We start from the raw sequence: 20534 nt of genomic DNA, 5'->3' as shown, positions 1-20534 counted from the left end.
ATGCGAATCAAGACCCGAGGCGGCCATGCTCTGGCGGCGTTGGCTCTGACAACGGCGCTGGTCGGCCTGGGCGCCGCCACTCCCGCGATGGCAGTGCCGTCCATGCCCACCGAGGCCACCACGGCCGCTGCCGAGTGTTGTACTCAGGGGAAGACGCTCAGCGTGCACTGGGTGCGGCAGGCGACCTCCTACTGGTGCGGACCGGCCACCGCGCACATCGTGCTCAGCGCCCGGATGAGCAAGCCGCCCACGCAACACCAGCTCAAAGGCATGGCCGAGAACGACGGCGGAACCCACCGAACCGAGATGCGGGCCGCGCTGAACAAGCACCTGAACACGGGTTGGTACGAGATCAAGACCGCCAAGAGCGGGTTCCACAACGACGTGGTGTACGACGTCAAGCGCGGCTACGCCGTCGCCGCCGGCATCCTGGTGCGGCCCGGCGGACCCCGTCCGCCCGGCTACCCCTCGAACCAGACCGTCGACCACTGGGTCGCCGTGATCGGTTACGACGGCGACCGCATCCTCGTCGCGGACCCGGTGTCCGGTCGCCCCGGCTTCGGCAACGTGCCGAAGAAGTACTGGGTCTCGGCCTCCTCCTTCACTCGCTACCTCAAGGTCTACGTGGCCTGAGTGGTCCATGACCGCGGATCACGCGGGGTACAGGTGACGCCCGCCGCGCTGCGGGCGTCACCCCTGGGCGATCTGGTCCAGCATGTCGGTTAGGTCCTTCGGCCGGGACAGCATCGGCCAGTGGCCGGTGGGCAGGTGGTGCAGATCCACCCCGGCCAGTACGGCGAACGCCGGACTGCCGCTGTCGATCATCGCCTGCACCTCGTCCGGCGTGATCGTGTTGGCGATCAGCGAGGTGGGGACCACTGGGGTCGCGCCGGGTCGGCGCAGGGGCTCGGCCGCCGTCCGGAACGGCTGAGGCGTGGCCCGCTGGCGCAGCAACTCGAGTTGCTCGTCCGTCAACCCTGCGAGCTCCTCCGGGTCCTCGGCCGGGTCGAACGGCGGCGGCGGGAGGCGCCAGCCGTCCCCTTCGGCGTCCACTCGCTCGCGGGCGGCTCGCAGGTACTCCGGCTCCCAGAAGTCGGCCACGCACATCCCGTCGGGCATGGGCGCGGTGTCGACGTAGACGAGCCGGCGCAGCCGCTCCGGCACCCGGTCGGCGGCTCCGGTGACCGGTGCGTTCGCGCCGCTGTGCCCGACCAGCACCACGTCCCGCAGGTCGTTGCCCTCGAGCAGCCCGACCAACTCATCGACATGGGTGGCCAGGTCGGTCTCCGGTGTGCCCTCGGCGGCCCGCTCGGCCAGCCCGGGCAGTGTCACCGGATGGCAGTCGTGGCCGTGCGCGCGCAGCGCCTCGGCGACCTCCGCCCAGGCCCACGCGCCGAGCCAGAAGCCGGGCACCAGTACGAACGTCGCCATCTCGCCACCTCGCCTCGTTGTGATCGCTGCCGCTGACGATAGGCCGGGCGTACGACAGAACGCGCCTGGTTTCGGCGCTGCCGACGACGGTCACGGGCGGGCGGCGCATCCCGAGAGGCGGAGCGGCGACGACCGAGACGTGCGACACCTCTCACGCCACCGCTAACGCGAGAAATGCTCGGGAATTATTGACCCACTGGTAAGAAAAGGTGAATCCTGGCCCGCGATCCTTCGTCAACGGGGCGAACGGGCCCATTAACGACGTTGATGACCCGGGTGACAAACGTTGCACCCTCCGGGAGCAGTGGTTAACCTGATCGGGCTCAAGAAAAAGTCACACCTGTCACGTTGAGTAAGAGAAGTCGTCACAGGCTGTGGTTTCAGGTAAGGAGGTTGCGAGCTTTCCTTGTTCAGGTGATCGCGTCGAGGCCGGGACACGTTACTTCGGCCCGTGATCACCAACCGGATCGATACCACTGTGTGCACGAGGCGAGGGAGCGGTCGGGGCGCCGGAGCCAGTGGAGTCATTCTGGGCTGGGGTGCGAGCCGGTCCGGCGTGAGTCTCCCCGGGTCGAAGTCACGAAAGACCAGGTCAGGGGGTCGGGAGTGGCGTCGGCGGGAATACGGGCAGCGCTGCGCGACCCGACCGCGGCATCGCGCCGAAGCGGAGGATAAGGCGGCACGAGGAGAACGCGGTGAGTCGGTCGTTCACGGGACTGGATCCACCGGGTGGTCGGAGAAAGCGCCGGCACCACTCGGATGAACGGCCGGGAGAACGGGAAGACTGAATATTCAATCATGCCGTCCGCCGGGTGAACCGAAGCGCCCGGACCGGTCATTGCTCAATATTTCCTTCGCAATGGCGGGTATCCGCACGCGCCGCCGACCTCTCGTCGGCTCGGCACATCGAACAACCAAATCGTGAACTGGGGTGTTTCTTATGGTCGCTGTGGGCCTGATCGAGAGTGAACACCACCGCCTGAGCGGTGGCACGTGCTTCTCCTGGCTGCACGCGCTGGACCTGAACAGGTTCAACATCACACTGCGGCGGAACGTGCAACACAGCGGGTGGGTGCCGCACGGGACACGGCCGGGCGGTGATGTCGACGTGTGGATGGTGCGGCTGGCCACCTTCCTCGAGGCAACGGGCGAGGTGGCCGACCAGCCGCCGGTGCGCAGCGCCTCCCGGCGCCGCGAGCCGCAGCCCGTGGTGGTGGTCTGCGGCCTGAGCGAGGAGGGCATGGGCGACGCGCTCGCCGCCGGCGTCTCGGGTGTCGTGCTGGACCACGACTCCCCGTGGAACCTCGCCGCGGCGATCCACTCCGCGTTCGACCGGCGGCTGTTCGTGTCGCCGGCGATCATGACCAACCTCCGCGACCAGCTCGCCGAGCTGATGCGGCCCTCGGACTGCCAGCGCCTCGACGAGCTCACCGAGCGGGAGCACGACGTGCTGATCTGCATCGCGCGCGGGTTGTCCAACTCGGCGATCGCCAGGGAGCTGCACATCACCCACTCCACGGTCGGCTCGCACGTGCTCCGCATCCTGCGCAAGCTCGACGTCGCCAACCGCACGGAGGCCGCGGCGATCGCGCACCGCGTCGGGCTCACCGGCCTCACCCAGGTCAACCGCGTGCCGCTGCGGCCGACGCCGATGGACGGTGTGGCGGTGAGCCAGGCGATGAACCGGGTCCCGATGAACGACATCGCGGGGTGAGCGCATGTCCGCGACCACCGGTGCCGTCCTGCTCTACGACGGCGACTGCGGCTTCTGCACGAAATCGGTGGCCTGGCTGGACCAGCGGAACCTGCTGGGCTTCCCCGCGCGCCCATGGCAGAGCGTGCCCGACCACGAGCTGCCCGCCTCGCCCGAGGCACTGATGACCGAGGTGGTGCTCACTCGGCCGGGGCGGCGGCCGCTCGGCGGCGCCGACGCCATCGCCGCGTGCGTGCGCGAGTCACCTTCCCGGTTGCGGTTCGCCGGCCGGCTGCTCGCGCTGCCCGGACTCCGCGGTCTGGCTCGCGCGGTCTACCGGTTGGTGGCGCGCAACCGGTACCGGCTGCCGGGCTCAACCGCGGCCTGCCGTATCGAGCGGCCAGGGTAGCGCCAGCGCCGGCCAGGGCCGCCCCGCGGTCGGCTCGGGCCGCGTCGGGCCTCGGCGGCGCCGTGCTGTACGGCGCCGCCGAGCCGAGCAGGTCCAGCACCGCCTCGTCCAGCTCGTCGCCGGGCACGCGGGGTAAGCCTGTGGTCGGGTTCCGGCTGTCGATCACACTCCCGGCATCACCGCGACCCGGGCCGTGCTCGGGCCGTGCTCGGGCCGGATGAACCCGCCGGCCGTTGACCCCCATTCACCCCTTCATCCCTTCACCCCAATGGAGGAAACTCGACACGAGGCGACCATTCGCGCCGCCGCGACCCCCGAAGTTGTCCACAGTTCTCCGCGGCGGCCCTCCAGCGCCCTGACCAGCGGTAGAATGGACGTGGGGCCGGCCCCCGGGATCGGGTGGGGGATGGTTACTTGCGGTTCCGTCGTGATGTCGGCGCCGCGAGTTGACCCGTCGGCGGCACTGTATCCGTCTGTGTCACGTGTCCGGACAAGGTCGTGCCGCCGAGCCGTTCCGTTGCCGACGGAAGTGTGGGGTGGCGGGAGCCGTTGCCGACGGGGGAGGGAGGCGCCGTCAGATCCAGCCCTCCTCCCAGGCGCGGCGGGCCGCCTCGTAGCGGGTGTGCGCGCCCAGCTTGGTCATCGCGGCCGAGAGGTAGTTGCGCACGGTGCCGGGGGCGAGGTGGGCGCGCTCGGCGATCGCCGTCACCGGGTGCCCGTCGAGGGCGTACCGCAGCAGCTCGAGCTCCCGCTCGGTCAGCGGGCAACTCGTCGCGGTGAGCGCGGACGCCGCGATCTCCGAGTCGACATAGCGACCGCCGGCGTGCACGTCGCGCAGGATCTCGGCCAGCCGGGACGCCGACGTCGTCTTCGGTACGAACCCCCGCACTCCCTCGGCCAACGCGCGCTTGAGCACCCCTGGCCGCGCGTGCCGGGTCACCAGCACCACCGGGACGCCCAGCTCCCTGCTCAGCACCTGGGTGGCGGCCAGCCCGTCCCAACCCGGCATCTCCAGGTCCAGCACCGCCAGGTCCGGCCGGTGCCGCCGGGCCAGCTCCACGGCGGCGCGTCCGTCGCTGGCCTGCGCGACCACCTCGATGTCGTCCTCCAGATCGAGCAGGGCGGCCAGCGCGCCGCGGATGAGATCCTCGTCGTCGGCCAGCACGATCCGGATCATCGGCGCTCCTCTCCCGGCTCGGGGGCCGCGCCGACCAGCTCGAACCACCCGTCGTCGGTGCGACCGGCGCGTACCCGGCCGCCCAGGGTGGCGAACCGCTCGCGCAGGCTGGCGATCCCGCTGCCCCCGCCGTCCGGGGAGCCGGTCGGCCCGTCGTTGGCCAGCCGCACCCGTGCCCAGCCCCCGGCGCTCTCCATCGTCAACACGCAGTGCTGCGCCTTGCTGTGCCGCAGGACGTTCGTGGTGCCCTCGCGCACCAGCGCGCCGAACAGCTGCTGCAGCGGCGGCGGGACGTCCGCGGCGCTGCCGTGCACCTCGGCGGCGATGCCGGCGGCGCGCAGGATGTCCACGGCGTTGGTCACCTCGGCGGTCAGCGTCGTCGTGCGGTAGCCGTGCACGACCTTGCGGGTCTCGGTCAGCGCCGTGCGGGCCAGCTCGGTCAGCTCGGCGGCCTGCTGCCGCGCGGCCGCGTCGTCCCGGCCGATCAGCCGCTCGGTGAACTCGCCCTTGAGCATGATCGCCTGCAGGTGGTGACCCTGCACGTCGTGCAGCTCGGCCGCGAACCGCAACCGCTCCCTCGCCACCGCGAGCTCCGCGGCCGTCGCCCTTGCTCTGTCCACTTCGGCCACCACGTCCCAGAACCACAGCTGCACGACGTCGAGTGCCACGAACACCCCGACGACGAGCGCGCCGGCCAGCATGGCGATCACCGGGTTGAGCGGGTCGTTCGTGCCCACCGCCGCCGCCACCGCCCCGGTGAGCGCGGTCGCCAGCATCAGCCCGGCCGCCGTCCACCACCGCGCCGACGTCACCAGGTTCAACACGACCGCGCCGCCGACCACGGCGGGCAGGAACATCCACCAGCCGGGGACCGGCTGGGTCAGCACGACGTAGCCCCAGACCAGCTCCGTGCCGGCGATGCCGGCGAGGTGCTCGGCACGTGGCCGGGGCAGCCGCGGGAGGCCACGCATCGCTTGGTGGACGAACCGGATCCGCAGCGCCGCCGCGCCCACCGCCGCGACGACCAGCACCGGCAGCCCGGGTGGGCGCAGCTCGTCGTTGGCGATCCCGAACCCCACCGGCGCCAGCGCGAGGCTGCTCATCGCCACCAGCGACCACCAGGTGTAGGCACGCATCCGCCGTAGTCTGGCGCCGCTGGGTGGTGCCGCCGCGGAGTTCACGACGAGCAGGATAACCAGGCGCCATGCGTCCTTCTGGCCGCATTCATCCCGCCCCCGCTCCTCCCCTCGCCGGCGCTCTGTCGATGCTCGGCGGTCGTCATGCGGCCGGGCATGACGTTTGTCACGACCCGGCAGGGCGGACCGCACGTGAGGTGTTGACGTCCGGTTCTGGCGGACCGCGGCTCGTGCCTGCGAGCCTCGCGACATGGACACACCAGTGGTGGAGGTCGCGGACCTCCGGTACTCCTACGGCGACTTCGAGGCCGTGCGGGGGGTGAGCTTCCAGGTTCACCGTGGCGAGCTGTTCGCCCTGCTCGGCACCAACGGCGCGGGCAAGACGACGACCATGGAGATCGTCGAGGGACACCGCGCGCCCACCGCTGGGACCGTGCGGGCGCTCGGCGCCGACCCGTTCCGGCAGCGCCGGCTCGTCCGGGAGCGCTGCGGGATCATGTTGCAGGAAAGCGGTTTCGCCGGCGACCTGACGGTGGCGGAGACCGTGCGACTGTGGACCCACCTGGTTCCCCAGGCGTCCGATGTGGACGAGGCGCTGGCCAGGTTGGACCTCGTGCACCGGCGCGACGTGCGGGTCAAGCAGCTCTCCGGCGGGGAGAAGCGGCGGCTCGACCTGGTGCTGGCCACCCTCGGCCGGCCCGAGGTGCTGTTCCTCGACGAGCCCACCACCGGGCTCGACCCGGAGTCACGGCAGGCCACCTGGCAGGTGATCCGCGAGCTGCTGGCCGATGGCACGACCGTGCTGCTCACCACGCACTACCTCGAGGAGGCCGAGAAGCTCGCGCACCGGCTGGCGATCCTGCACGAGGGCCGGATCGCGGTCGCCGGCAGCCTCGTCGAGGTCCTGGACCAGGAGCGCGCGGAGATCAGCTTCGACCTGCCGCCCGGGTTCGGGCCGGGGATCGAGCTGCCCGCGGTGACCGGCGAGCTGGACCGGCGCCGGCTGGGCGCGGGGCGGCTGCACATCCGCACCCGGGACCTGCAGCGCGACCTGACCGCGGTCGTGCAGTGGTCGAGCGCGCACGAGCTGCCGTTGCAGCGCTTCCGCGCGCACCACGCGTCGCTCGAGGACGTGTTCCACGCCGTGGTGGACCGGAAGCGGGCCGGCGCGGCGCCGGCCGACGAGCCCGAGGAGGTGACCGTCTGATGGGGACCGCACTCGCCGCGATCTCGCGGGCGGAGCTCACGTTGCTGACCCGCAACCTGGCGATGATCGCCGCCGGCGTGCTCATGCCACTGGCCGTCGCCGCGACCTTCGTGTTCACCGGGCGCACCAGCCCGCACGTGGTCGGTTGGGGCTTCGAGGTCAGCATGATGCTGATGCTGCTCTTCGGCATGTCGGCGTACATGACCTCGGCGGCGTCGCTGTCCTACCGGCGGGACGAGCTGTACCTCAAGCGGCTGCGCAGCGGTCCGGTCTCCGACACCACCGTGCTGCTGGGCGTGCTCTCCCCGGTGATCGTGCTGACGCTGGCGCAGTGCCTGCTGATGCTGGTGGTCGTCGCGGTCGCCGGCCCGGCCGTGCCGGCGAACCCGCTGCTGGTGCTGCTGGTGCTGCTGGCCGGCACCGCCGTGGGTGTGACGGCGGGGATGGCCACCACCGGGGTCACCCACTCCGCGGAGCAGGCACAGACGGTCGGGTTGCCGTTCCTGATCCTGCTGGTTGGAAGCGGGGTGTGGGCCGGCATGGACATCGCGCACGGGCTGTCCCCCGTCCAGCTGCTGCTGCCCGGCGGCGCGGTGCTGGAGGTGCTCCGGCAGGCCTACGGCGGCGGGGAGTCGACGTTCACCGGTCAGCTCGCCGCGTCGGCGCCGGGTCTGGGCGTGCTGGTGGCCTGGGTGGCGCTCGGTGGGTTGGCCGCTCGCCGCTGGTTCCGCTGGGAGCCGCGCCGATGAGCAATATGGTCCACTAGCGCGGAGATCAGATCGGCAGAATTAGCGAAGCTGACTCCACAGATATGGCGAGCTTCACTCCGCAGATCTACCAGGATTCACACGGACGAGTTGCTCCGATGATCGAGCTTCTTACACTCAGCGATGTGGCAATCGCCACGAAAATGGATCAACAAGGAGATTCATATGCTGGAAGAGAAGCTCAACATCCAGGCCGAGGAGTTCGGGAAACTGGACGAGAACCACGCGGGTCGGATCGCCGAGGCGGCCACCCCCGTGCTGGCCACCCCGGCGCTGGCGGGTGCGTTCGTGGCCGGCGCCGGCGTGGTGACCGGTGCCTACGCCGCCGGCAAGGCCGTCGGCTGACCGGCCCCCGATCGAGGTAGCTGAAATGGAGAGCACCATGGACCAGCTCGTCGCACGACTCAACACCTCGCCGGACCTGGCATCGGTCGAGGTCAGCTCCACCGAGGGCGCGGTGTTCCCGGGTGCGTCCCCGGTGCTGGGGACCCCGGGTGCCTTCCTCGGCGGTGTGGCCATCGCCTCCGCGACCGTGGCGGCGTTCGAGGCCGGCCGCGGCTGATCCGGCCTCGGCCGGCGCTCGTCGCCGCACGCCGTCTGGCCGGTCAGGCGCCGGACCGGCCAGGCGGCCCGGGCGGGCGGATCGGACGAACCGGGCGAAAGAGAGAACTCATCCACCGGAAACCGGGCATTTCCTGGAGATCGTCGTGACATCGCTACCGAGAAAAGTGTCCTCCGCCCTGTTCGGGCCGGTACCGCTCTCCCGTGACCGCGCGCTGGGGATGTCGGAACGGCTGACCGCGGCGACCTCGTTGACCGCCAGCCTGGAATATCTCACCCGATCGAGAGACATTCGACCCGGCGGGTTGAACGACTGGACCATCGGGCGTGAGGTGCATTTCAAGTCCCACCCGTTCACCCGTGCCGTGCTGGACATCTTCGGCCGGGACCACACCACCTTCGCGTTGCACGTCGCCAGGGTCGCGGCGAGCGCGGGCCTGTTGCTGCCGGGGCGGAGCCGGTGGCGGGGCGCGGCGAACGTCTTCCTCGGGATGAGCAACGCCGCACTGTACCCGCGGCACCGCTACGGCACCGACGGCTCCGACCAGGTGGCCACCCTGGTGCAGACCACGGCCGGGCTGGCCCGGCTGGCGCGCTCGCCCGAGGTCAAGGACGCGCTGATGTGGTACATCGCGCTGCAGTCCAACCTGTCCTACCTGGTGTCCGGCTGGGTCAAGCTGATCGGCCGGTCCTGGCGGGAGGGCTCGGCGCTCGGCGGGGTGATGCGCACCCGCACCTACGGGCACAAGGGCTTCTGGACGCTCACCCAGCGGTACCCGACCGCCGCGCGCTACCTGGCCCACGGCGTGCTCGCGCTGGAGTGCCTGTTCCCAGTGGCCTACCTCCGCGGCGGGCTGCTCGCCCGGCCGATCATCGGCAGCGCCGCGACCTTCCACGTCGCCAACGGCTTCCTCATGGGGCTCGGCCGGTTCGTGACGTCGTTCATCGCGATGCACCCGATGGTGGCCTACACCAGCGCGCCGAAGCGGGCGCCTCAGGTGGCCGGCCGGGACGACCGGGCGGTGCTGGGCACCGCGCTGGCCGCGGGCCTCGCGGTGGCGGGGCTGGCCGGCACGGCGGTGGCCAGGAGGGCCCGCGCCACCGAGGGCTGGCCGGGCAGCCGCACGATCACCACCCGGCACGGCAACCGGCTCAGCTACGACCTCCGGCTGCGGCCGGACCGGCGGACTCCCGTGGTGGTGTTCGTCAACGCCCTGCTGTCCACGGCCGAGCACTTCGGCTGGATCACCGAGAAGCTGGTGGAGGACAGCGACCACGACCTGATCACCTACAACCGTGCGGGCTACGCCGCCAGCGACTACCGCGGTGGCCGCGAGTTCACCCTCCAGGAGTCGGTGGACGACCTCGTCGACCTGATCGAGGGCGCGGTGCCGGAGGGCCGGGACGTCGTGATCGTCGGGCACTCCCTCGGCGGCGAGCTGGCCCGGCGGGCCGCGGGCGTCCTCGGCGACCGGGTCCGCGGCATCGTGTACCTGGACAGCTCGCACCCCGGCGAGCTGGCCCGCTCGAAGCAGCAGGACGAGGCGGCGAAGCGGCTCAAGGGCGGCATCGACATGTTCGTCACGAGCCTCAAGTTGGGGCTCGGCGGGCTGCTGGTGCGCCCGGAGTGGGTGAACAACCTGCCGGCGAGCTACCGGTCGCGTGCCTTCGCCCAGTACGCCGACCGGCGGATGTGGGAGGCCGGCCTGCGGGAGTGGGCGGCGACCGAGCGGGACTTCCGCTCCTTCGACCCCGGTTGCGCGCTGCCGCCGGTCGACGCGCACGCGCTGGTGCTCTCGGCGCAGCACACCGTCGACCGGGATCCCGAGCAACTGCTCATGCACAAGGAGCTGGCCGACGCCCACCGCGGGCGCGGGAAGGTGGTGCGCACGGCCGTGGTCGAGGGAGCCGACCACGACTCGCTGCTCACCAGCGCCCGGCTGGCCACCGAGGTGGGCGAGCACATCCTCGGCTTCCTGGACGAGATCGGCACCGAGGACGCTTCCGCCGTCGCGGAGCCGGCGACGGCAGGGGAGGTGCGCTGAGATGACGTCGGTGATGAGGAAGGCGTTCGGCGGTCGGGGCGGACTGGCCCGGCTGCTCGGCGCGCTGGTGCTGGTCGGCACCGCGGCCAGCCAGCATCCCAACCCGAGCTTCAGCCGCGTGCAGCGGATCGACATCTTCTCCGCGCTGTTCCCCAACTGGCGGTTCTTCGCCCCGGAGCCGGCGCAGCACGACTACCACATCACCTACCGGGTGCTGGACGCCGCCGGCGAGGCGTCGCCGTGGCGGCTGGTGGAGGTGATCGCCGGTCGCACGCCGTGGCAGATCGCGTGGTTTCCCGGCCGGCGGCCGGAGAAGGCGATCTTCGACATCTGTAGCGAGCTGATCTCCACATTGGACCGAGGTTTCGCGGAGATCGTGAAGCTGCCGTCGTACAAGATGCTGCGCGAGTTCATCCGCAAGGAGGTTCGGTCGGCCGGGCTCGGCGAGGTCAGGGGCTTCCAGTTCGCCCTCGCCCGGCACACCGGATACGACGAGTCGAGCGACCCGGAAATCATCTTCGTGTCGCCCTACACCCCGATGGTGGACGCCGCGCGGACTGCGCCGACCGGCACTGCCCGGTAAAGTGATGGCACATCGAGAAGATGTGAATTTACGGCCCGAGGAGGCTCGATGGATCCAGCCGTGCTGACGATCTTCGTGATCGCCATTCTGATCGTCGCGGCCATCGCGGTGGGCGCGGTGGCCAAGAACAAGAAGAGGTAAATTTTCGACAAATGTCCGCCGCCGCCCCGCGGCCGCCACGGGCCGGCGGGGTTGGGCTCGTAGCGGCGGCGTGAGCAGGCGCGTTCTGCCGGGAGACCGGCGGGACGCGCCTGCTCGTGTTCCGAGGTCGTCGCTGAGGGCGGCCTTGGTGTCGCTGGCGTTTCCGCCGTCGAGGTTCTGCCGGTTCGCGGACGGGTCTCGTTATTTCTGCCGAGGCGGTCCCGGCTGGGTGGGCACAAAATAGCCGTATCTGCCTCCACCGGTTGTCCGGGGCGCCTCGCGGAATAGACTCGAATAGAGCGAATAACAGCCATGCCCCCAACCAGGCGGGAGTTCGCGTATGAGCGTGGTGCACGACATCGGATACGGGCGGGAGTTCGAGGGCTTCTACGACCGGATCTTCCGGAAGGACGACTACGCCGAGCGGGCCGCGGAGAAACTGGCCGAGCTGCATCCCGGCGACGGTCTGCGCTCCCTCGAGCTCGGCGTGGGCACCGGTCGGATCGCGATTCCGCTGTCCGCCCGCGTCGGCACCGTGGTCGGGGTGGACTCCTCGCCGGAGATGCTCGACCAGCTCCGCCGGGAGATCAAGGAGAAGGACGCGGACGTCGTCCCGGTGCACGCCGACATCCGCGAGTACACCGACGACGAGAAGTACGGCCTGGTGGTGTGCGTGTGCGCCACGCTGTCGATGCTCCTGGAACCGGACGAGCAGCGGGCGGCGATCCGGCGGGCCGCGGACCGGCTGGCGCCGGGCGGCGCACTGGTGGTGGAGACGCACAACCGCGGCGGGGTGCTGGCCATGCACGAGGGCCGCCGCCGCACGTCCTTCTTCGTGCCCTACCCCGAGCCGAACACCGGGTTGCTCACCTACTCCACCCTGAGCCCCGACGAGACCCTCTGGCAGGCCTCGCACATCTGGTTCGAGGGCGGATCGTCCCAGGTGGGCACCGAGCGGAGCCGGTTGACCACGCCGGAGGAGGTGGACGGCTACGCCGCCGACGCCGGTCTGGTGCGGCGGAGTCTGGTGACCGACTGGCTCGGTACCCCCTACTCGGAGGAATCCACGATGTTCATCGCCGTCTATGCCTACGACGGGTGAGCGGAATGCGGACGGTACCCGTCGACCCGCGCTCCACCTGGCGCATCGCCCGCCGGCACCGCAACCCGCTGCTCGTCGGCGTCGTGCTCGGGATGCTCGGTGCGGCCGCGGCGCTCGGCCAGCCGCTCGCGATCGGTGAGCTGATCCGCGCCGCCGCCGGAAACACGTCGCTGGCCTGGCCCGTCCTGCTGATGGTGGGCCTGTTCTGCGCCGACGCGGGCCTCTCCGCCGCGCAGGCCTACCTCATCGGACGGGCAGGGGAGGGCATCGTCTTCGACGTGCGGCGCTCCCTGGTCGGCCGGCTGCTGCGGGCCGACCTCGGCGAGTTCGGCCGGCACCAGCAGGGCGACGTGTTCACCAGGGCGGTCACCGACACGTCGATGGTGAAGGTCGCGCTCTCGCACAGCCTCGCCCAACTGGTGATCAACGGCTTCATGGTGGCCGGTGGCGTGGTGCTCATGTTCCTCATCGACGCCTGGCTGATGGTGCTGACGCTGGCCTGCCTGGGGGTGGCCAGCGGCGTGTCACTGTGGTTGGCCCGGCGGCTGCGGAAGGTGGCCGTGCAGAACCGGGACGACACCGGGGAGTTCGGCGCGGACCTGCAGCGCGCGCTCTCGGCGCTGCCCACGGTCAAGGCCGCCCGCGCCGAGGGGCGCGAGCAGCGGCGCATCGTGGAGCTGGCGGAGCGGGCCCGGCGCTCCGGTGTCCGGGTCGGCGCGCTCAGCGCGATGCTCACCCCCACGATGAACGTGGGGTTGCAGGTGTCGCTGGCGGCCGTGGTCGGCGTCGGGATGACCCGCGCCGCGACGGGAGCGATGCCGATCGCCGACCTCACCGCGTTCGTGATGTACCTGTTCTACCTGGTCTCGCCACTGGTGCTGGTCTTCCTGTCGATCGGGCAGTTCCAGCAGGGCCGGGCTGCGGTGCAGCGGGTGGACGAGCTCGCCGAGATCCCGGTGGAGGAGCCTGAGCGGCCCGTTCCGGTGTCTAATGTGGATAGTTCCGCGCCCGCCGTCGAGTTCCGTGACGTCCACTTCGGATACGGCGCCGAGGAGGTGCTCTCCGGGGTGAGCTTCGACGTCCCGGCCCGCGGGCTCACCGCCGTCGTCGGGCCGTCCGGTGCCGGCAAGACCACGCTGTTCCAGCTGGTCGAGCGGTTCTACCGGCCGGTGTCCGGCCAGGTCCTGGTCGGCGGGGACGACGTGGCCGAGCTACCGCTGGACGTGCTGCGGGGCCGGGTCGGCTACGTGCAGCAGGACAGCGTGGCGCTGCGCGGCACGTTGCGGGAGAACCTGGTGTACGCGAACCCGTCCGCCGGCGAGGCGGACATCCGGCAGGCGCTGGAGCTGGCCGGGCTGGCCGATCTCGTGGCCGAGCTGCCGCGCGGCCTGGAGACGCCGCTCGGCGAGCAGGGAAGCGGACTGTCCGGCGGGCAGCGGCAGCGGCTGTGCATCGCGCGGGCGTTGCTGCAGCGGCCGGCCGTGCTACTGCTCGACGAGGCGACGTCCAACTTGGACAGCGACGCGGAGGCCGCGTTCCGGCAGACGCTGCGCAGGGTGTCCGCGCACTGCGCCGTGGTGGCGATCGCGCACCGGATGTCGACGGTGGTGGACGCCGAGCGGATCGTGGTGCTCAGCGATGGCCGGGTGCGGCACGTCGGCACGCACGAGGACCTGCTCGAGCGGGACGAGCTGTACCGGCGGTGGGCCGGGTCGACGCGGGACCGAGGGGTCGGGACCGACGGTTCGGAGCGCGCGGCGCGGGAGCCCGCGCTGGTGATGTCCCGGCCGGGTTGAGTTGTCCGAAGTAGAGGATCTTGGGTGTGAGAAGGGAGTTGGTTGTGGCAAGGAAGCGCAGGGCGAGCGTGTGGGCCGGGTTCGCGGCGGCGGTGCTGGCGGCGGGAGTACTGGCCGCCGCGCCGGCCGGGGCGGCGCCGCGCGACTGGTCGGTGTCGTTCGAGACGGCGACCGCGTCGGGCACCGGGCACATCGAGCGGCCGCCGAACACCATCTTCGGCACGTACGTGATCACCGGCGACCTGCGCAACAGCGGTGACGGGTGCTACTCGCTCTGGACCGGCGTGGCGCGGGACCTGATACCGCCGAGGTACAGCAGGACCGCGACCGTCTGCGGGGAGGGCGACGCGCCGGTGGAGGCCCGCTTCCCCAGCTACGCGCCGACCAGCACGGCGTACGGCAAGGTGTGCCGAGGGGAAACGCACGACCACTGTGGCAGCCCGCGCCCGTTGTGACCGTCGAGCCGGCCGCGCCCGGTTCGCACCCAGCAGCCGGGCCGGGCGGGGCCGCACAGGTTGGTCCGCCCGGCGCGCCGGTCGTGCATCAACCGCGCTCGGTGTCGCTGCGAGCGGTAGTCGGGCCGGGTGGGTAGCACAGGATGGTCCGCCCAGCGAACAAGGCGCGCCAAACCGCTCCGCGATGGCCGCTGGTGGTGGCGTCCGCCCGCGCGTCAGCACCAACGGAGCTTTCGCGCCTCGCGAAGCCGCCCCCCAAAGCCCGCCCTCCCTTCGGGGGGTGCTTCCCTGGTCAAGTTTATCGGGTCGGTCCCGGCAGGCTGGCGGGAAGCGCTTTCCGTTGGAGGGTTGTGCACAACGGGCGGTAGCTGTGGACAACCCTGCCAGGGCTCGCTCGGGTCAGCTCGGGGCTGGGACTGGTGTCGGCCGCCTGCCTGGTCGACTGACCACGCTCACCCGTGCACCGCGGGAGCCGGGTGTCACAAGGTCGCGAGGGTGATCATCCGGCGGTGCTCCGCGGTCAGCGGGGCGCCGTCCTCGCCGTAGCCGTGGACGGTGCCGAAGCCCACCCCGCGCAGCCAGTCGCGCAACTCCGGAAAGGTGAACAGCCGGATGAAGAACGGGCTCCGCCGCGTCCTGCCGCCGCGGACGAACGTGCGGTCGATGACGCTGCGGTTGGTGAGCGGGTCCAGCCGCTGCCGGTCCACCACCATGTCGCCGTCGCGGTCGACCACGTCCGCCCGCTGGCTGTTCCGCGCCAGGAACGGGTAGTTCGCGGTCTCCATGCCGAGCCTGCCGCCCGGCCGGAGCGCGGCCGCGGCCGAGGCCAGCACCCGCCGGATCCCCTCGTCGTCGAACAGGCAGAAGGAGTTGAGCCAGCAGACGATCCGGTCGAACCGCCCCGTCCACGGCAGGCTCCGCATGTCGCCGTGCACGTACTCGACCGGGAGGTCCTGCTCGGCCGCGTCCGCGCGGGCCCGCTCCAGGAAGACCCGGGTGTAGTCCAGCCCGGTGACCCGGCAGCCCCGCGCGGCGAGCCGGTTGGCGATCCGCCCGTGGCCGCAGGCCAGGTCGAGGACCTCCATCCCCGGCTCCAGCTCCAGCAGGCGCCAGACCAGGTCGACGTCGGCCGCGCTGCGCTCCTCGACCCGTTCCAGGAAGAAGTAGAGGTAGTCGTCACCGAACACGCCATCGACGTCGAACTCGGGCTCGGACATCGCACCCCCGTTTCGCGAGTCTTCGAGTCGCCGACGAACCTACGCGAACCCACCCGATCGGCGTAACCACGATCCGCCTTGGCCTGCGACCCGCCGTCACCCGGACTAGCGTACGGGTAACGGACCTCGAGGCGACGGGAGCGGCTGTGGGCAACCCCTCCTACGACGACACCCCCCAGCGGGGCCACTACGAACGCGAGTCCGAGCCGACCCGCGAGTACACCCGCTACGACCGCACTGGCCACGACCGCACCGGCTACGATCGCGGTCCCTCGGTCGACACCCGCACGCTCTGGATGGGCGGGCTGGCCACCGCGCTGGTGGCGGCGCTGGTCGCGGTGGTGGCGGTGCTCATCACCGACGGAGTGTTCGACGTCCCGGTGATCGCCCCGGCCAACACGCGCGGCGCGTTCGACTACGTCGGCGCCGGCTGGCTGGCCGCCTTCGCCGCGATCGCCGCGCTACTGGCCACCGCCATCGCGCACCTGCTGCTGTTGCTCGCCCCGCGGCCGATGGCGTTCTTCACCTGGATCATCGCGCTCGGCACGGTCGCGTTCGCGGTGCTGCCGTTCACCACGTCGGTCCGGCTGCCCGTGCAGCTCACCAACGCGGCGATCTACCTGGTCATCGGCGTCGCGATCGGCACGCTGATCGCCGGCATGGCCGGCCGCGCCCAACGCCCGCGCCGCTCGTCCTACTAAATCCCGCTACACCACCAGCGGCGCCAGCGCCGCCCTCGGCTCGCCGGCCGGCGCGTAGTCCCGCCATGCCGCTGCCAACCGGCGCACCGCCTCGGCCAGCTCCTCCGGCCCGGCCAGGAACGGGATCCGCAGGTGTGCCCCGCTCGACCCGGACGCGTCGAGCGAGTTTCCCGGCAGCACCGCCACTCCGTGCCGCAGCGCAGCCTGCGCGAACGACACCGCGTCACCGTGCGGCAGCCGGACCCAGAGCGTCTGCCCGCCGGCGGCCGGCCGGAACCGCCACGACGGCAGCGCCGCGGCCAGCTCCGCGCACAGCACGCCGTGCCGTTCCCGCAGCTCGGCCACCCGCTCCGCGCGGACCGTGTCGAGGGCGGCGACCACCTCGACGGCGGCCACCTGGACCGGCACCGGGCAGCCGAAGTCGTGCACCGCCTTGCGCCGGGCCAGCCGGGCGACCTGCGCCGCGGGGCCGCGCACCCACCCGAGCCGCAGGCCACCCCAGACGATCTTGCTCAGCGAGCCGACGGTGAACCCGTCCGGCCCGAACGCCGCCAGCGGAGGTGGTGGCGGGCAGTCCACATCGGAGAAGCCCAGCTCGGCGAGCACCTCGTCGTCGATCAGCGGGACCTCGAGCTCCGCGGCGGCCTCCGCGATCCTCCTTCGCTCTAATGTAGACAGTACCGCCCCGGTGGGGTTGTGGTGGCTCGGGATCAGATACGCCGCGGCGGGGCGGTGCCGGCGCAGCGCCTCGCGGAAGGCCGCCGGGTCCAGCCCGTCCGGGCCGACCGGTACCGGCCGCGGCACCGCCGCCGCCTCCCGGACCACCTCCAGCGCGCCGGGGAACGTCGGTGCCTCGACCACCACCCCCTCACCGGGGCCGACCAGCAGCCCGACGAGCAGGGACAGCGCCTGCTGGGCCCCGGAGGTGACCAGGATCTGGTTGGGGTCGGCGGGCAGCCCGCGCCCGGTGTACCGCGCGGCGAGCGCGCGCCGCAGCTCGGGAAGGCCGGCGGGGTGGTAACCGATGTCCCAGGTGCGCGGGGTGCCGAACGCGGCCGCGCAGGCGGCGACCACCGCGGACGGCAGGCGGTCGGGCGCCGCGCAGGTGAGCTGGATGACCCCGTCCGGCGGCTCCAGCAGGTGCAGGAACAGTGGATTGGCCGTGTCGCTCGCGTGGTCGGGGTTGGGCCGGGTGGGTGCCGGCGCGACCCGGGTCCCGCTGCCCTGCCGGCGGACGATCTTGCCGTCCTGGCACAGCTGGTCGTAGGCGGCCACCACGGTCGAGCGGCCCACCGCGAGCGCCGCCGCGAGCCGCCGGTCCGGTGGTAACGCCGTGTCCGGGAGCAGCTCGCCGTCGTCGATCATCCGCCGCAGCCGGGTGGCGAGCAGGACGTAGAGCGGCCCGCGGCCGGCCGACCAGCGGCCGAGCCGGGCGACGAGCTCGTCCAGGGCAAGTGGTTCGCTCACCGGTCCAATTGTGCTGCATTGGCTCTACCGCCGGCCCGCTGACTGATCGAGACTGGGGCGCATGAGTCACCACCCCGAGACCCGTGCCGTGCGCCCGCCCGTTGTCGCCCCGGTCGAGGGCCAACCGGTGTCCGTGCCGATCCACCAGAACGCCACGTTCGCCTTCGACGGTCCCGCCGACGTCGCCGCGGCGATGGCCGGCCCGGACGGGGCGTTCGCCTACAGCGGCTACACCAACCCGACGGTGCGCGCGCTCGAGCTGGCCATGGCCGACCTCGAGGACGGTGCCGCGGCGCTGGCCACGGCGTCGGGCATGGCCGCCATGAACTCCGTGCTGCGCGGCCTGCTGCGACACGGCGACCACGTGATCGCGCAGCGGCAGCTCTTCGGCGGGACGGTCGGCGCGCTGGCCGACCTCGCTGGGCGCTGGGGAGTCGAGGTGACCTACGTCGGCACCGACGACCCGGCCGAGCTGCGCGCGGCGCTGCGGCCGGAGTCCCGGGTGCTCGTCCTGGAGACCATCGCCAACCCGACCGGACACGTCCCCGACCTGCCCGGGCTGCTCGCCGCCGCGCGCGAGGCCGGACTGGTCTCCATTGTGGACAACACCTTCGCGACCCCGCTGCTGTGCCGGCCGATCGAGCACGGTGCCGACGTCGTCGTGCACTCCGCCACGAAGTACCTTGGCGGCCACCACGACGTGGTCGGCGGCATCGCCGCCTTCGCCGACCGCGAGCGGTACGTGGCCGCCTGGAATCAGGCCGTCACGCTGGGCACGGTGGCCGACCCGTTCGGCGCGTGGCTTGTCCTGCGCGGGCTGAAGACGTTGCCGCTGCGGGTGCGCCGGCAGTGCGACAACGCGCTCACCCTCGCCCGGCGCCTGGTGGGGCACCCCGCGGTGGCCGCCGTGCACCAACCCGGGCTGCCCGACCATCCCAGCCACGCCAGGGCCGGCCGGCTGCTCGCGGGGTACGGCGGGATCGTCGCCGTCGACCTCGCCGGCGGTTCCGCCGCGGTGGAGAAGTTCCTGGGCGCGCTGCGGCTCGTGCTGAACGCGGGCTCGCTCGGCGGCACCGAGACCGTGGTCTCGCACCCCGCAACCACGTCGCACCGGCACCTGGACCCCGAGGCACGCAGGGCCGCCGGTGTCGGGCCCGGCCTCGTCCGGTTCGCGTTCGGCCTGGAGCACCCCGACGACCTCGTGGCCGACGTCGAGCAGGCGCTGTCGGTCGCGGCGGGGTGACGGCGTGGATCCCGTTCTCGCCGGCGACCTCGCCGACCTGCCCGCCGCGCTGGAGGCCGTCCGGGTCGAGGCCACGCGCATCCTGGCCGACCTCGATCACCGTCCCGTCGCCGGGACCCCGCGGGCGGAGGTGGCTCCGCTGCCGCACGCCGGGGTTGGGTTGCGTGGCGCGCTGGCCGAGTTCATCCGTCGCTGGGAGCCCGGCTTCTCGGCCAGCGCCGGGCCGCGCTACCTGGGCTTCGTGACCGGCGGCGCGACCCCGGCCGCCCTCGCTGGTGACTGGCTCACCGGGGTGCTGGACCAGAACGTCGCCGCCGGCGGCGAGTCCGCCGCGCCCGACCTGGAGCGGGAGACCGTGGCCTGGCTGCGCGAGCTCCTCGGGCTGGGGGAGGCGCACAGCGGAGCGTTCGTCACCGGCGCCACGATGTCGAACGTCACCGGGCTGGCGATCGCCAGGGAGTGGCTCGGCGAGGTCGCCGGCGTCTCGGTGGCCCGGCAGGGGGTGGCGGCGCTCGGCCCGGTGCCGGTGCTCTCCGCCACCCCGCACTCGAGTGTCTACAAAGCACTGTCCATGCTCGGCATCGGCCGGGACGCCGTGCGGTTGGTGCCCACGCTGCCGGACCGGGAGGCGGTGGACGTGTCCCGGCTCGCGGCGGAGCTGGCGTCGCTCGAAGGGCGGCCGGCGGTGGTGGTGGCCAACGCCGGCACGGTGAACACCGTGGACTTCGACGACCTGCGGGCGGTCGCCGAGTTGCGCGCGCGGTACCCCTTCTGGCTCCACGTGGACGCCGCGTTCGGCGCCTTCGCCGCGCTGTCCCCCGAGCACGCACACCTCGTGGCCGGGTTGGCCGAGGCCGACTCGGTGTGCGTCGATCTGCACAAGTGGCTGAACGTGCCCTACGACGCCGCCGTGCAGTTCACCCGCCGGCGGGACCTGCAGGTGCGGGTGTTCTCGAGCTCCTCCGCCTACCTCGGTGCGCCCGGCGCCGAGCCGGACTTCGTGCACCTGACACCGGAGAGCTCCCGGCGGCTGCGGGCACTGGCGGCGTGGTTCACGCTGGCCGCCTACGGGCGGGAGGGGCACCGGGAGATCGTGGAGCGCGACACCGCGCTGGCCCGGCGGCTCGGTGAGCGGCTCGCCGCCTCCGGCGCGGTGCGCCTGCTGGCCCCGGTCCGGCTCAACGTGGTCTGCTGCACCCTGGCCGAGGATCCGACCGAGCGGCGGGTGGCGGCCGTGGTGCGGGAGGTGGCCAGGAGCGGCGCGGCCTTCGTCACCCCAACCGTCTACTCTGGACAGCACGCGCTACGGGTGGCGTTCAGCAACTGGCGCACGACCGAGCCGGACGCCGACCGCGTGGCCGCGGCGATCGAGCGGGCCTGCTCGACCGTGTCCTGAGCGGCCG

General features: G+C 72.1%; 20 protein-coding genes. 15 read left to right on the top strand and 5 right to left on the bottom strand.

Annotated features, from left to right (window positions below; all coding sequences use genetic code 11):
- Complete coding sequence (locus BM051_RS19980; RefSeq protein ID WP_092532528.1) at positions 1 to 633, top strand: C39 family peptidase; 633 nt, start codon at positions 1 to 3, stop codon at positions 631 to 633.
- A 57-nt stretch (positions 634 to 690) separates the two neighbouring features.
- Here the strand turns inward: BM051_RS19980 and BM051_RS19975 are convergent, their stop codons facing one another.
- On the bottom strand, positions 691 to 1431 hold the full coding sequence (locus BM051_RS19975) for an alpha/beta fold hydrolase (protein ID WP_092532525.1): 741 nt from the start codon (positions 1429 to 1431) through the stop codon (positions 691 to 693).
- Positions 1432 to 2371: 940 nt separating this feature from the next.
- Between BM051_RS19975 and BM051_RS19970 the strand changes: the two genes are divergently transcribed.
- Both BM051_RS19970 and BM051_RS19965 read left to right on the top strand, forming a co-directional pair.
- Positions 2372 to 3145, top strand: coding sequence for a response regulator transcription factor (locus BM051_RS19970; RefSeq protein WP_092532522.1), 774 nt, complete (start codon positions 2372 to 2374; stop codon positions 3143 to 3145).
- Between the two features lie 4 nt (positions 3146 to 3149).
- A complete protein-coding gene (locus tag BM051_RS19965) occupies positions 3150 to 3533 on the top strand; it encodes a thiol-disulfide oxidoreductase DCC family protein (protein ID WP_092532519.1) in 384 nt (127 codons plus the stop codon).
- A 574-nt stretch (positions 3534 to 4107) separates the two neighbouring features.
- On the opposite strand, the gene BM051_RS19960 is transcribed toward BM051_RS19965, so the two are convergent.
- Together BM051_RS19960 and BM051_RS19955 are read right to left on the bottom strand one after the other, a co-directional pair.
- The gene (locus BM051_RS19960; RefSeq protein ID WP_092532516.1) at positions 4108 to 4710 is read right to left on the bottom strand and encodes a response regulator transcription factor; all 603 of its coding nucleotides are present in this window, start codon (positions 4708 to 4710) and stop codon (positions 4108 to 4110) included.
- Positions 4707 to 5846, bottom strand: a complete 1140-nt coding sequence (locus tag BM051_RS19955) for a sensor histidine kinase (protein WP_092533014.1) — start codon at positions 5844 to 5846, stop codon at positions 4707 to 4709. Before BM051_RS19955 ends, BM051_RS19960 begins: the two co-directional genes overlap by 4 nt.
- A gap of 250 nt (positions 5847 to 6096) precedes the next feature.
- On the opposite strand from BM051_RS19955, the gene BM051_RS19950 reads away from it, so the two are divergent.
- From BM051_RS19950 to BM051_RS19910, 9 genes are all read left to right on the top strand, one after another.
- The gene (locus tag BM051_RS19950; protein ID WP_092532513.1) at positions 6097 to 7053 is read left to right on the top strand and encodes an ABC transporter ATP-binding protein; all 957 of its coding nucleotides are present in this window, start codon (positions 6097 to 6099) and stop codon (positions 7051 to 7053) included.
- Positions 7053 to 7802: an ABC transporter permease gene (locus BM051_RS19945; RefSeq protein WP_092532510.1), complete on the top strand. Its 750-nt coding sequence runs from the start codon at positions 7053 to 7055 to the stop codon at positions 7800 to 7802. The genes BM051_RS19950 and BM051_RS19945 overlap by 1 nt, the downstream gene beginning before the upstream one ends.
- Positions 7803 to 7985: 183 nt before the next feature.
- Positions 7986 to 8165: a hypothetical protein gene (locus BM051_RS19940; protein ID WP_092532507.1), complete on the top strand. Its 180-nt coding sequence runs from the start codon at positions 7986 to 7988 to the stop codon at positions 8163 to 8165.
- 37 nt (positions 8166 to 8202) lie between these two features.
- Positions 8203 to 8382 (top strand): hypothetical protein, encoded by a 180-nt coding sequence (locus BM051_RS19935; RefSeq protein ID WP_134046250.1) that lies wholly within the window; start codon positions 8203 to 8205, stop codon positions 8380 to 8382.
- Between the two features lie 331 nt (positions 8383 to 8713).
- Complete coding sequence (locus BM051_RS19930; protein WP_208325983.1) at positions 8714 to 10426, top strand: alpha/beta fold hydrolase; 1713 nt, start codon at positions 8714 to 8716, stop codon at positions 10424 to 10426.
- Position 10427: 1 nt separating this feature from the next.
- Positions 10428 to 11009, top strand: a complete 582-nt coding sequence (locus BM051_RS19925; RefSeq protein ID WP_092532498.1) for a hypothetical protein — start codon at positions 10428 to 10430, stop codon at positions 11007 to 11009.
- A gap of 481 nt (positions 11010 to 11490) precedes the next feature.
- Positions 11491 to 12252, top strand: coding sequence for a class I SAM-dependent methyltransferase (locus tag BM051_RS19920; protein WP_092532495.1), 762 nt, complete (start codon positions 11491 to 11493; stop codon positions 12250 to 12252).
- 5 nt (positions 12253 to 12257) lie between these two features.
- Positions 12258 to 14048 (top strand): ABC transporter ATP-binding protein, encoded by a 1791-nt coding sequence (locus BM051_RS19915; protein WP_092532493.1) that lies wholly within the window; start codon positions 12258 to 12260, stop codon positions 14046 to 14048.
- 44 nt (positions 14049 to 14092) lie between these two features.
- Entirely contained in the window at positions 14093 to 14503 is a 411-nt protein-coding gene (locus BM051_RS19910; protein ID WP_134046248.1) for a hypothetical protein, read from the top strand.
- A 479-nt stretch (positions 14504 to 14982) separates the two neighbouring features.
- On the opposite strand, the gene BM051_RS19905 is transcribed toward BM051_RS19910, so the two are convergent.
- Positions 14983 to 15720, bottom strand: a complete 738-nt coding sequence (locus tag BM051_RS19905; RefSeq protein ID WP_092532487.1) for an SAM-dependent methyltransferase — start codon at positions 15718 to 15720, stop codon at positions 14983 to 14985.
- A gap of 146 nt (positions 15721 to 15866) precedes the next feature.
- On the opposite strand from BM051_RS19905, the gene BM051_RS19900 reads away from it, so the two are divergent.
- Positions 15867 to 16421 carry a DUF6069 family protein gene (locus BM051_RS19900; RefSeq protein WP_208325982.1) on the top strand — a complete coding sequence of 185 codons (555 nt, stop codon included), beginning with the start codon at positions 15867 to 15869 and terminating at the stop codon, positions 16419 to 16421.
- Positions 16422 to 16427: 6 nt separating this feature from the next.
- Here the strand turns inward: BM051_RS19900 and BM051_RS19895 are convergent, their stop codons facing one another.
- Positions 16428 to 17888, bottom strand: a complete 1461-nt coding sequence (locus tag BM051_RS19895; RefSeq protein WP_208325981.1) for an aminotransferase-like domain-containing protein — start codon at positions 17886 to 17888, stop codon at positions 16428 to 16430.
- A gap of 61 nt (positions 17889 to 17949) precedes the next feature.
- On the opposite strand from BM051_RS19895, the gene BM051_RS19890 reads away from it, so the two are divergent.
- Together BM051_RS19890 and BM051_RS19885 are read left to right on the top strand one after the other, a co-directional pair.
- Positions 17950 to 19131 (top strand): trans-sulfuration enzyme family protein, encoded by a 1182-nt coding sequence (locus tag BM051_RS19890; protein ID WP_092532484.1) that lies wholly within the window; start codon positions 17950 to 17952, stop codon positions 19129 to 19131.
- Between the two features lie 4 nt (positions 19132 to 19135).
- Entirely contained in the window at positions 19136 to 20527 is a 1392-nt protein-coding gene (locus tag BM051_RS19885) for a pyridoxal phosphate-dependent decarboxylase family protein (protein WP_092532481.1), read from the top strand.
- Positions 20528 to 20534: the final 7 nt, after the last annotated feature.

Source organism: Amycolatopsis arida (assembly GCF_900115565.1).
Taxonomy (GTDB): domain Bacteria; phylum Actinomycetota; class Actinomycetes; order Mycobacteriales; family Pseudonocardiaceae; genus Yuhushiella; species Yuhushiella arida.
The sequence above is the reverse complement of the archived record's forward strand: the minus strand, read 5'-3'. Positions and strand labels throughout refer to the sequence as shown.